10 protein-coding genes are annotated in these 11,912 nt (G+C 58.6%); 5 read left to right on the top strand and 5 right to left on the bottom strand.

Annotated features, from left to right (window positions below):
- Positions 1-44: 44 nt before the first annotated feature.
- Positions 45-1,247 (top strand): acetyl-CoA C-acyltransferase, encoded by a 1,203-nt coding sequence (locus DBR44_RS11740; protein ID WP_124644226.1) that lies wholly within the window; start codon positions 45-47, stop codon positions 1,245-1,247.
- A gap of 106 nt (positions 1,248-1,353) precedes the next feature.
- Here the strand turns inward: DBR44_RS11740 and DBR44_RS11735 are convergent, their stop codons facing one another.
- Positions 1,354-2,793 carry a PilZ domain-containing protein gene (locus DBR44_RS11735; protein WP_233578515.1) on the bottom strand — a complete coding sequence of 480 codons (1,440 nt, stop codon included), beginning with the start codon at positions 2,791-2,793 and terminating at the stop codon, positions 1,354-1,356.
- Between the two features lie 209 nt (positions 2,794-3,002).
- Between DBR44_RS11735 and DBR44_RS11730 the strand changes: the two genes are divergently transcribed.
- On the top strand, positions 3,003-5,204 hold the full coding sequence (locus DBR44_RS11730) for a patatin-like phospholipase family protein (protein ID WP_158613603.1): 2,202 nt from the start codon (positions 3,003-3,005) through the stop codon (positions 5,202-5,204).
- 76 nt (positions 5,205-5,280) lie between these two features.
- Here the strand turns inward: DBR44_RS11730 and trpC are convergent, their stop codons facing one another.
- The 4 genes from trpC to yjgA all read right to left on the bottom strand — a co-directional run bounded on the left by trpC (position 5,281) and on the right by yjgA (position 8,328).
- A complete protein-coding gene (gene trpC, locus DBR44_RS11725; protein WP_124644223.1) occupies positions 5,281-6,081 on the bottom strand; it encodes an indole-3-glycerol phosphate synthase TrpC in 801 nt (266 codons plus the stop codon).
- Positions 6,082-6,200: 119 nt separating this feature from the next.
- Positions 6,201-7,184: a YheT family hydrolase gene (locus DBR44_RS11720; RefSeq protein ID WP_124644222.1), complete on the bottom strand. Its 984-nt coding sequence runs from the start codon at positions 7,182-7,184 to the stop codon at positions 6,201-6,203.
- Positions 7,184-7,765: a molybdopterin adenylyltransferase gene (mog, locus tag DBR44_RS11715; RefSeq protein ID WP_124644221.1), complete on the bottom strand. Its 582-nt coding sequence runs from the start codon at positions 7,763-7,765 to the stop codon at positions 7,184-7,186. The genes DBR44_RS11720 and mog overlap by 1 nt, the downstream gene beginning before the upstream one ends.
- The gene (gene yjgA / locus DBR44_RS11710) at positions 7,765-8,328 is read right to left on the bottom strand and encodes a ribosome biogenesis factor YjgA (RefSeq protein WP_103526338.1); all 564 of its coding nucleotides are present in this window, start codon (positions 8,326-8,328) and stop codon (positions 7,765-7,767) included. Before yjgA ends, mog begins: the two co-directional genes overlap by 1 nt.
- A 126-nt stretch (positions 8,329-8,454) precedes the next feature.
- On the opposite strand from yjgA, the gene pmbA reads away from it, so the two are divergent.
- The 3 genes from pmbA to DBR44_RS11695 all read left to right on the top strand — a co-directional run bounded on the left by pmbA (position 8,455) and on the right by DBR44_RS11695 (position 11,595).
- Positions 8,455-9,813 carry a metalloprotease PmbA gene (pmbA, locus tag DBR44_RS11705; protein WP_168190842.1) on the top strand — a complete coding sequence of 453 codons (1,359 nt, stop codon included), beginning with the start codon at positions 8,455-8,457 and terminating at the stop codon, positions 9,811-9,813.
- 87 nt (positions 9,814-9,900) lie between these two features.
- Positions 9,901-11,040 carry a patatin-like phospholipase family protein gene (locus DBR44_RS11700; RefSeq protein ID WP_124644220.1) on the top strand — a complete coding sequence of 380 codons (1,140 nt, stop codon included), beginning with the start codon at positions 9,901-9,903 and terminating at the stop codon, positions 11,038-11,040.
- 60 nt (positions 11,041-11,100) lie between these two features.
- Positions 11,101-11,595, top strand: coding sequence for a disulfide bond formation protein B (locus DBR44_RS11695; protein ID WP_233578513.1), 495 nt, complete (start codon positions 11,101-11,103; stop codon positions 11,593-11,595).
- Positions 11,596-11,912: the final 317 nt, after the last annotated feature.

Genomic DNA, 11,912 nt, shown 5'->3' with positions numbered 1-11,912 from the left:
CGGCCGCGAGGGGCGGAGCCGTCGGCTGCAAGGAGATTGAAAAAATGGTTAAGCAAGTACAGGAAGCCTATATCGTCGCTGCCACCCGTACTCCGGTGGGCAAAGCACCGCGTGGCATGATGCGCCATGTGCGCCCGGATGACATGCTGGCGCATGTGATTACCGGAGCACTGGCACAGGTGCCGACACTGGACCCGAAGCTGATTTCCGACTGCGTGGTGGGTTGCGCCTTCCCGGAAGCGGAGCAGGGCCTGAACATGGCGCGTATCGGTGTATTGTTGGCTGGCCTGCCCAATACCGTGGGCGGCATCACCATCAACCGTTACTGCTCGTCCGGCATCAACGCGGTGCAGATGGCTGCCGACCGCATCCGTCTGGGTGAGGCCGATGTAGTGATTGCCGCCGGTGCTGAATCGATGTCGCTGGTACCGATGATGGGCAACAAAGTGTCGCTGAATCCGGAAATCTTTGCCAAGGATGAAAACTATGCCATCGCTTATGGTATGGGTCTGACGGCTGAGAAAGTGGCGCAGCAGTGGGGTGTGTCGCGTGAAGACCAGGATGCCTTTGCGGTGGAGTCGCACCGTCGTGCACTGGCCGCCATTGATTCCGGTGCCTTCAAGAGCGAAATCACCCCTTTGGAAGTGACCTATCGCACACCGAATCTGGAAACCGGCGAAGTGATCAGCAAGACCCGCGTGCTGGATACCGATGAAGGTCCGCGTCGCGAAACCACGCTGGAAGGCCTGGCCAAGCTGAAGACCGTATTCGATGCCAAGGGCTCGGTGACTGCCGGTAACTCTTCGCAAATGTCCGATGGTGCCGGCGCAGTGATTCTGGTATCCGAGCGTGTGCTCAAGGAGTTCAACCTGGTGCCGCTGGCACGCTACGTGACCTTTGCGGTCAAGGGTGTACCGCCGGAAATCATGGGTATCGGTCCCAAAGAAGCCATCCCGGCAGCCTGCCAGCAAGCGGGCATCACCCAGGATGAGCTGAAGTGGATCGAGCTGAATGAAGCCTTTGCTGCACAGGCGCTGGCCGTGACCCGTGATCTGGAGCTGGATGCCAGCAAGATCAACCCGCATGGCGGGGCGATTGCGCTGGGCCATCCGCTGGGTGCTACCGGTGCCATCCGTACCGCCACGCTGGTACATGGCATGCGCAATGCCGGCCAGCAAGGCTATGGCATGGTGACCATGTGTATCGGTACTGGTATGGGTGCAGCCGGCATTATCGAAGTGCTGTAAGGCTGCGTAGCCTGCTCGCCAAAACGCCCGCAATCGCGGGCGTTTTTGTTTGCTTTACCTTGTTTCTCTTCAGTGACCGTGGAGTGCTGACTGGATAGCTCGGCGGTCAGTCTACCTTGGATAAGGTGTCGAAATCGCTATTGCTGCAATCCTCAAACTCTTGTTGCGGGCTTTTCAGGCGAATCAGATAGGACTTGCCCTGTGCGGTGAGAATCTGCTCGCGACCCGGCTCTGCCAGTTGCTTGGGCATCAGGAACCAGCGCTGGCTCTTGCGTGAATTGGGTTGGGTAATGTAAATCGCAGTGACCGGCTGGTCGCGATTGCCTGCCGGGTCGCTCAGCGATACCCCGACTGGACTCTGTCCCAGTATTTCTATACCGACCTTGGTACCATTCTGCTGGCGCAGGATGCGGCGGATGGCACCCAGCAGCAAAGGATGGCTTTCGGTCTTGACCAGCACCAGGCGGCCGATGGCCAGTTGTTCTACACTCTTGCCGATGAAGGTCAAGCCCATGCCGCTGCTGCTGATGTCGTTGACTTTCCAGTCCTGAGACGGCGTATTCTGGCTGTTTTCGATGTCCTGAATCTTGATGGTAAATGCAGCCCGCTCGAAGCCGATGGTGACTTGGGCGTTGGAGCTGTGCAGCGAGCGCTCGGATTTGCGTAGCGACTTGCCACCATCATCAGACCAGCGAATGGCCAGTTTTTCGCATAGCGCCAGCCATTCATCCCGTTCCAGCTTGGCATCCAGGGCCCTAAGCGAGGCCGGGATGGTACGGTCGAGATCGAACATCAGGTCGGCCAGGCGGCTGGTCAAGTCGCTGGTGGACCAGTAACGCAGCCATTTGCCGGCCATGCCACGCAGCAGAGGTTGCGGGTGTTCCGGCATGCTCAGGTTGATGACGAATACCGGTTCTTGAGCGGGAGCCTGTTTTTCCAGGCGTATGCCCTGGCTTAGCGGCATCATCATCTGGTCGACGGCAATGATCTCGCGGTGCAGCATATTGTCAGTCTGTGCCAGATAGAGCATGCAGCCCTGCAATAGCAGCTGTTCACAGCTGACTTCAACGGAGGAGTCGGGGTACAGCATCAGAGGCGTGCGGGCAACGCCAGCATCTTCCGCCTGCATGTAGAAGCGGAAGCCTTGTTGCCAGACTGAGCCTTCCGGCTTCAGATAACGCAGCGAATTCCAGGCAATCAGTCGCATCTGGTGATGCAGGCCACGCGCCGTGATCAGCCGGATGTCGGCTTCCATGGCATTGTTGGGAGAGGCCTGATACAGGCGCAGGCAAATCTGGTAGGCGTTGGCCAGTTCGTGCCAGAAGGCCAGAATGGTGGGCAGATAGTTTTTGCTGCCGGGGGCTGCGGCCAGAAAATCCTGACACAGCTGGTGATGAATGTTGTGGGCCTTGTCATCGACGTAGACCAGGGTCTTGATGCGCTCCTTCAACGGAATATCGGTATCCGCGTTGATCTTGGAGACGGCCTTGATGATTTCAACCAGGGCAGTAAAGTATTCCGCCTGCGGCAAATCCCTCACCAGCATGGTCGCTGATTGAGCGATACCGGTTGCCAGGGAGTTTTTAGTGAGCAGGGAACTGACCAGAGATTTAAAATCGAACATTGTGCCTTAAGCTTTATTGGGCTCTATGTTTTGTCGAATGTATGTCACTATATCTTACGTCACCGTGCAGCTTAGGTGAAATAGTAAATTTCCGTTTTTTACTGAATATGCATCCTGCTACAAAAAGAATTTTGAAATTTTCGCTGAAACTGCTGATTCTGGCGCTGCCGCTGTTGGTCGCTGTGCCGCAGGCCCGCGCTTTCGAACTGCCCGCAGATGAAGGGGTGGGTGTAGTGCTGGGTGGCGGCGGTGCGCGCGGTTTTGCGCACCTGGGGGTGCTGCGTGAGTTGCAGCGTCTGCATATTCCCATTCGCTGCATTGCTGGTACTAGTGCGGGCGCGCTGGTTGGTGGCATGTATGCCAATGGCTTGGATCTGGATCAGATGGCTGCGGATTTTCGCGATGCCAACTGGGATCAGATGCTGTCCGGACGCCTGCCGCGCACGGATATTCCCTACGACAAGAAGCGTGATGATTACAAAAACTATCTTGATGTGACCTTTGGCCTGCAGGATGGGCAGCTGCGCGTGCCGCGTAGTGCCATCAATTCGCAGGAAATCGAGATGTTCATCCGCAAGCTCACCCGCGACCGTCAGCTTGATACCTTCGAAAAACTACCCATTCCTTTCCGGGCGGTGGCGACCGACCTGGCCAATGGCGAGGCGGTGGTGTTTGACAAGGGGCCGCTGGCCGAGGCTTTGCGGGCCAGTATGGCGGTGCCGGGGGTGTTTGATCTGGTGGAGACGGATGGTCGGCTGTTGGTGGATGGCGGTCTGGCGCGCAACCTGCCGATTCAGGATGCGCGGCAATGTGCGCGGCATCTGATCGTAGTGGATGTTGGTACGCCACCATTGAAGAAAGACCAGATCAACAGCTTGTTTGATGTGGTGGCGCAAACCTCCAACCTGATGGTCAGCCGCAACGTCAAAGAGCAGATGGCACTGCTGCAGGCCGGTGATGTGTTGATCCGTCCGGATCTCAATGGCTATAGTGCCGCAGCCTTTGTGGATAATCAGGCCATTATCCAGCGCGGCAAAGCGGCGGCGCTGGAGCAGGAGCAGGCCTTGCGCCGCTTTTCTGTCAGCGCCCAGCATTATGCCGCCTGGCGTGAGCGCTTGCAGTTGCCGGCCTATCCCGTGGTGGATGATGTCCAGGTCAAATCAGACAGTCGCTTTGTCAATGTAGATGGGCTGGCGAGTAGTGTGGCCGGAATGAAGGAGGGGCAGACGGTTAACGATGTGCGCGAAAAGCTGCGCGAGCTGTTTGCTGCCGGCGATTATGATCAGCTCAGCTACGCCATTGACTCCAGCAACGGGCGCAACATCATGACCGTGATGCCGCTGGAAAAGAATATTGGTCCGAATACGGTACATTTTGGCTTGAGCCTCAATAGTTCTACGCCAGGGGATTCCAATTTCAGCTTTCTGGCGGCGCACCAGCGTAACTGGCTGAACCCGGCTGGTGGCTCTTGGCGTAACGAGATGGTCATCGGCAAGGACAAGCTGTTCAAGACCGAGTTGTATCAGCCATGGTCGTATGACAGCCCCCTGTTTGCGGCCGTATCGCTCAGTTATCACCAGCAGCCTTTGTCATTCTATGATGACAATCACATAAAATATGCCGAAGTGAGCAACGATATCACCATGGTCAATGCAGATATCGGTACCGTGCTGGGCCGTTACGGTGAGTTGCGACTTGGCTTGTTTGATTCGCGGGTGGGGAGCTATCTGTCGCTAGGTGATTCCGCACTGTTGAGCGGCACAGTCAATCACAGCTACGCAGGGGTGCGTGGCAAGCTGGTATTCGACCAGTTTGATAATCCGCGCTGGCCGCGATCCGGGTATTTCCTGAATGCGGTGCTGACCTCGTCCTTGCCGGCCATGGGCAGCTATACCGCCAGCCGTGACTATGATGCGGTAGTGGAAGGGGTGAAAACCTTTGGCGACCTGACATTCCGGCTCACTGGCAAGGCCCGGGGCATTGTCAATCGCAAGCCGGATGACTACCGGCTGGAGTCGCTGGGTGGCTTTTTGAACCTGACCGGTTATCAGGCGGGGGAGTTGCTGGGCGAGAAGGTGGCCTTGTCGCGGCTGATGGTGTACTGGCGCGCATCGTCGCTGCCATCGGCCTTGGGCAGCGGTTTGTATGCCGGGGTGTCGGGCGAGGTGGGGCGCGTGTGGGGTAATCCCTTCGATGGCCATACCACCCAATGGATCCCTGCCGGCTCGGTGTTTCTTGCGGCAGATACTATTTTTGGCCCTTTCTTCCTGGGCGTGGGCAATGCCAAGAATGGCAAACTCAGCGCTTATGTCTACCTGGGTGCGGATTATTGAAACTGGGCACTCGCATAGAAAGCGGCCACCAATTAGGTGGCCGTTTTGCTATTGCCATCTGCGCGGAGGGCGCGCTTCAGTCTTGCGGAAAGAACAGCCCGGCAAGGGCTGTGCCAGGGTCGTCCTGACGCATGAAGGCTTCGCCTACCAGGAAACTGTGAACCTGATGGCTGCGCATCAGGCGTACGTCATCGGCGCTGAGGATGCCACTTTCGGTTACTGCAATGCGGCCATTGCTGATGCCAGGCAGTAGCTTGAGCGTAGTGGTCAGGCTGACTTCGAAGGTGCGCAGATTGCGGTTGTTGACGCCGATCAGTTCGGTATCCAGCTGCAGGGCTTGTTCCAGTTCTTCCTCATTGTGAACCTCGACCAGTACCGTCATGCCCAGCTCGCGTGACAGGGCTTCGAAATCGCGCATCTGGGCCAGCGGCAGGGCGGCGGCAATCAGCAGGATACAGTCGGCACCCATGGCGCGGGCCTCATACAGCTGATATTCATCGACCATGAAGTCCTTGCGCAGCACCGGCAAGTGGCAGGCGGCACGGGCAGCTTCCAGATAGGCGGCATCGCCCTGGAAATACTGCTTGTCGGTCAGTACCGATAGGCAGGCTGCACCGGCTGCGGCATAGCTGGCGGCTATGGAGGCCGGGTCGAAGTCGGCACGAATCACGCCCTTGCTCGGGCTGGCTTTCTTGATTTCGGCAATCACCGCCGGCTGACCCAATACATGCTTGGCGCGGATGGAGGCGACAAAGTCGCGTTTGTCGGTGGCACGCAATTCGGCCGCGCGGCGTACTTCGGCCAGCGGGCGGGTTTGCAGGGCAGCGGACACTTCCTGATGCTTGGTTGCAACGATGGTATTGAGGATGTCGGACATTCTGTAAGCCTGTGGTAATGCGTTCAGCCAAAACGGACATCATGCAGAACTGTGCCGGCTTTGGCAATCTTGCCGCAGTGGCCCTGTCTGGCGGAGCCGCTTCGATGGGGCGGCTGACGCTAAGGTTTGGCTGGCGGGTTTGCCTGGCTGCTGCTGTTTTGCAGATGGGGCAGGAAGAAGTCGAGCAGGCGCTGTGGCAGCCAGTGGATATGGCCGGGAAAGCGGCCACTGACAAAGCCGACATGGCCACCGTGCAGCGGGAAGTCTAGCACCACGGTGGGGCTGACCTCGGTCGCGGCAGGCAGGGCCGAGGCAGGCAGAAAGGGGTCATTGCGGGCATTCAGTATCAGTGTGGGGCAGCTGATCTGCCGCAGACGTGGCTTGCTGCTGGCGCGTTGCCAGTAATTGAGTGCCGTGCCATAGCCGTGCAGGGGGGCGGTGACTGCGTCATCAAATTCGACAAAGGTGCGGGCGCGGCGTACCCGCCCCGCGTCGAACAGGCCGGGATGCTGGCGCAGCGTGGCCAGCGCCTTGGGTTTGAGCGTGTTCATGAACATGCGGGTATACAGCAGCCTGCCCAGTCCCCGGTCCAGCCGGGTGCTGGCGGCGACCAGATCCAGCGGGGCCGAGATGGCTGCCGCCGCGAGGGGGAGGGCTGATGGGCCTTCTTCGGCCAGATAGTTCAGCAGCATGCTGCCCCCCAGCGATACTGCAGCCACCGCCATCAGCGGATAGCGTAGTGCCAGGCGCTGCAGTATCCAGCGGATTTCTGCCGCATCACCCGCGTGATAGGCGCGTGGCAAGGGGTTGTCCATGCCGCCGCAGCCGCGAAAGTGCGGTACGACGCCATGCCAGCCACGTGCGGCTACCGCCTGCATCAAGGCGCGGGCGTAGTGACTGTCGCTGCTGCCCTCCAGGCCATGAAACAGCACGACCAGCGGGCTGCCGCGCCGGCCATCGACAAAATCCAGTGCAATGTTTGCCCCGTCCGGGGTTGGCCACTGTTCGCGCCGATAGGGCGGCCGTGGCGTGCGCAGCATCAGTGCTGGCCAGATGGTTTGGCTATGGCCGTCTGGCAGCCATGCCGGGGCACGGTAGGACATCAGGCCGAAGCGGGTTTCTGTGCCGACTTGGGGCGGAAAGCCTTGACTACCTGTGGCACGGTTTCGACATAAGGGCCGCCGATCAGGTCGAGGCAGTAGGGGACGGCAGCAAAGATGCCGGACACCAGTGTTTCGCCCTGTTCACTCTTCAGCCCTTCCAGTGTTTCCTTGATCGCCTTGGGCTGGCCGGGCAGATTGAGGATCAGCGTGCTTTTGCGAATGACGCCGACCTGGCGCGACAGGATGGCCGTCGGCACAAAGCGCAGGCTGATCTGGCGCATTTGCTCGCCAAAGCCGGGCATTTCGCGGTCGGCCACTGCCAGCGTGGCGTCGGGGGTAACATCGCGCGGAGCCGGGCCAGTGCCGCCCGTGGTCAGCACCAGATGACAGCCTTCCTCATCCACCAGTTGGCGCAGCGTGGATTCGATCTCGGCCTGCTCGTCCGGAATCAGCCGGGTGACGGTGGCAAACTGGCTGGCCAGCGCCTGGCTCAGCCAGTCTTGCAGGGCCGGAATGCCCTGATCCTGATATACGCCGCTACTGGCGCGATCCGAAACCGAAACCAGGCCTATCTTCAGCATTACTCATCTTCTCCGTATTCGTTTGCTTGCTCATCCTGCTGCGCTCGCGGCTTGCCCGGCTCCGGGATGGCCTGCTTGATCAGCTGGAACAGCAGACGGAAGGATTTGGGCGGTTTGTTCTCGGCCTGTTCCTTGCGGGCATTGCGAATCAGCGTACGCAGCTGCTGCGGGTCGGTGCCGGGGAAGTCGTTGATGAAGGCGGCCGACATCTTGTCATCGCTCATCAGGCGTTCGCGCCAGCGTTCCAGTAAATGTTGCCAGGCAATGTGCTCGGACGATTCGCCCTTGATCACCAGCAGATACTGGCGGATCGGTTCTGCGTCGATGTCGCGCATCAGCTTGCCGATGTATTGCAACTGGCGGCGCAGTGCGCCATGGGCGGTAAAGCGTTTGTAGTCCAGAATGGCAGTCAGCAAATCCTCCGGCAGCTGCATTTTCTTCAGCGTATCCTTGGAGAGTTCGACCAGCTCCTTGCCCAGATCCTGCAGCGCGTCCATGTCGCGTTTGCGCTGGGACTTGCTGATCATGCCGTCAGGCAGGCTGTCGTCCTGGTAATCAGTCATCGTTCAAAAGTCTCTACGGTTTTCAAGGCTGGTATGATACCGGAAAAGACGTGTCGCTTCCCGTGCAAACACGTCGGAGGCGGTGGTGGCTGGCTGCACCACCGCATCGGCAAGGCAAAATACATCATGGTAGATAAGACATTGGCAGACAACACATTCAGTTTCAGCAAAGACGTATTAGCAGGCATCGCCAGTCGTGTACTGGAACTGGCGCAACAGCATGGGGCTTCTGCCGCCGAAACCGATGTTTCCGAAGGGCTGGGCCAGACGGTCAGCGTGCGCCTGGGTGAGGTGGAAACCATCGAGTACAACCAGGACAAGGGTGTATCGGTCACCGTGTATCTGGGGCAGAAAAAAGGCCATGCCAGTACCTCTGATTTTTCCGAAGTAGCCCTGCAGGATACGGTGAAGGCTGCGCTGGATATCGCGCGCTTTACTGCCGAGGACGAGTGTTCCGGGCTGGCTGACCCGCAGTTGCTGGCCACCGATTTTCCCGATCTGGACCTGTTCCACCCCTGGAATCTGCCGGTAGAGCAGGCCATTGAACTGGCGCGTCAGTGTGAAGACGCGGCCAGGGCGGTGGATGTGCGCATTCGCAATTCGGAAGGGGCTTCGGTATCGGCACAAGCCAGCCATTTCATCTATGCCAACAGTCATGGTTTCCTGGCCGGCTATCCCGGCAGCCGCCACAGTATTTCTGCTGCGGTAGTGGCGGAAGAGGCTGGCGCGATGCAGCGCGATTACTGGTACTCGGCTGCGCGTCATCCGGCTGATCTGGACGATCCGCTCAAGATCGGCCGTATCGCCGGCGAACGGGCAGTGCGTCGCCTGTCGGCCCGCCGGGTGAAGACCGGCCAGTACCCGGTGCTGTTCGAGGCACCGGTGGCGGCATCCTTGCTGGGTCACCTGGTATCGGCGATCAGCGGCGGTAATTTGTACCGCAAATCTTCTTTCTTGCTGGATTGCCAGGGACAGCAGATTTTCCATCCCCATATAACGGTCGATGAGGATCCGTTTGTGCTGCGTGGCATGTCGAGCGGGGCTTTTGATAGTGAAGGGGTGGAAACCTCCTCGCGTCGGCTGGTTGATCAGGGGGTGTTGCAGGGTTATATGCTGGCCAGTTACTCAGCCCGCAAGCTGGGTTTGCAGACTACCGGCAATGCTGGCGGCCCGCATAATCTGCTGGTGCACAGCACGGGCGAGAGTTTTGACGAGCTGCTGCAGCAGGTTGGAACCGGTTTGCTGGTCACCGAGCTGCTGGGGCATGGCATCAATACCGTTACGGGTGATTATTCGCGTGGGGCTGCTGGTTTCTGGGTGGAAAATGGTGTGATCGCCTACCCGGTGGAAGAAATCACCATCGCCGGCAATCTGCGCGAGATGTTCCAGCGCATGGTGGCGGTGGGGACGGATACGCTGGCCCGTGGTGGTAGGGTTATGGGTTCGGTGTTGATCGAATCGATGACTGTGGCGGGCGAGGGCTGAGGCCAGTGTGCTGCGGCTGCTTGTCAGAGCAGCCGTTTTCCGGCTATGCCTATAACAACAGATAATGCATCCACAGCGAGGTGCAAGATGGCGGGGAAGAGCAAGATCGGTCTGGTACTGTCGGGAGGCGGTGCCCGCGCCGCCTATCAGGCGGGCGTATTGCTGGCCATTTCGCGCCTGTTGCCGGAGCCGGAGCGCAATCCCTTCCCCATTATCTGCGGTACTTCGGCCGGAGCCATCAATGCCGTGGCCGTGGCTGCCGGGGCGGGGAATTATCGCCAGGCAGTACGATATCTGGCCCAGATGTGGAAGCAGTTGCACATCAATAACGTCTACGATGCCAGCCTGGCGTATTTTCTCAAGACCTTTTTCCATTTTGGCATTTCCATCGCCACGGGTGGCCGGGGGTGGCGTAACCCGCGCAGCTTTCTGGACAATGCGCCATTGCGCGATTTTCTGGCCCGCACCATGCCGCTGGACGGTATTCAGGATTCGCTGGAGCAGAATGCCCTGCAGGCACTGGCGCTGACCGCATCCTGTTTCAGCACCGGCATGTCGGTGACTTTTTTTGAGGGGCAGTCCAGCATCAATGAGTGGTCGCGTCATCAGCGCATGGGCGTACGCGAGAAAATTTCACTGGATCATCTGATGGCCACCTCGGCCATTCCGCTGATCTTTCCCTCGACCCAGATTGGCAAGCTGCATTATTGCGATGGTGCTATTCGGCAGATGACCCCCTTGTCGCCGGCCTTGCATCTGGGGGCGGAAAAGCTGTTTATCGTGGGCTTGAGCAGCCAGCGGCCGACAGGGGTCGAGCGCCGTACCACCGGCCTGGCGCCAAGCCCCGCGCAAATATTCGGCCACCTGCTCAACAGTGTTTTCATCGACAGCATGTCGATGGATATGGAGCGCTTGTTACGGGTGAATCACACGGTGTCTTTGCTGGAGGGTCATCAGGAATTGTGTACGCAAACCAGCCTCAAGCAAGTGGACATTTTCATGTTGAATCCCAGCAAATCACTGGAAAGCATTGCCTACCAGTATGCGCACGAGTTTCCGCCGGTATTGCGCTTTCTGATGAAGGGGGCGGGCGGCACGCGTCAGCGCGGGATGACGCTGGCGACATATTTGCTGTTTGAACCCGGTTATTGCCGCGCATTGATTGCGCTTGGCTACAAGGATGCGCTGAACCAGCGTGAGGCCATCAAACAATTTCTGGAACTTTGAGTCAGTACTAAAATCTCAGAGTTTTTGTATTTCAGCCCAAAACATAAATAAGGGGATGTTGTGAGTATTCGTTTATCGCGCCGACAAGGGTTCTTTCTGGTGGCTGCCGGTTGTGCCGCCGCCATGGGCTTTGCCCTGTATTCGCAGTATGTTTTGCAGCTGGAGCCTTGCCCGTTGTGTATTTTTCAGCGCGTTGGTGTCATTACCGTCGGCCTGATCGCCTTGTTGGCTGCTTTGCATAATCCGGGTCGTGGTGGCTATCGCCTGTGGGCTGGGCTTGGCGTGCTGGCTGCGCTGGCGGGTGGGGCGGTTTCCGTGCGGCAGCTGTGGTTGCAGAGTTTGCCGGAAGATCAGGTGCCGGCGTGTGGGCCTGGGCTGGACTACCTGATGGAAACCTCGCCACTGTGGGATGTGCTGTCCAAAGTATTCAAGGGGAGTGGTGAATGCGCCAAGGTGGACTGGACTTTCCTGGGCCAGGCCATGCCCTTCTGGGTGGCGGTATTTTTTGTCGGCGTCATTGCCATGCAGCTCTGGCTGGCCATGCGCAAGGATTAAACTGCATCATCAATCACAGCCGCTTCGTGTAGCTGACAGAGCCAGTGGTCAAACTGCTGGCGGCATCATTCGGCGAGAAACAACAAAACCCGGCCTGGCCGGGTTTTTTTACGTAAATGGCTGATTATTTCGCATTCCTGCTCGAATTTCTTCCCCCTGTCGATTGCGGAGGGGCTGCATTCTCGTGATGCTCATGGCGTGAAACATCAGACAACTGGCTGGTCTTGGCAGGAAGGGGCTTGGCGGCGGATAGTGAATGGAAATGCAAAAAAGCAGCCCATGGCTGCTTTTTTTGATATTGGCGGAGTGGACGGGAC

The sequence above is a fragment of the Aquitalea sp. FJL05 genome (assembly GCF_003852595.1).
Classification (GTDB): Bacteria; Pseudomonadota; Gammaproteobacteria; order Burkholderiales; family Chromobacteriaceae; genus Aquitalea; species Aquitalea aquatilis.
The sequence above is the reverse complement of the archived record's forward strand: the minus strand, read 5'-3'. Positions and strand labels throughout refer to the sequence as shown.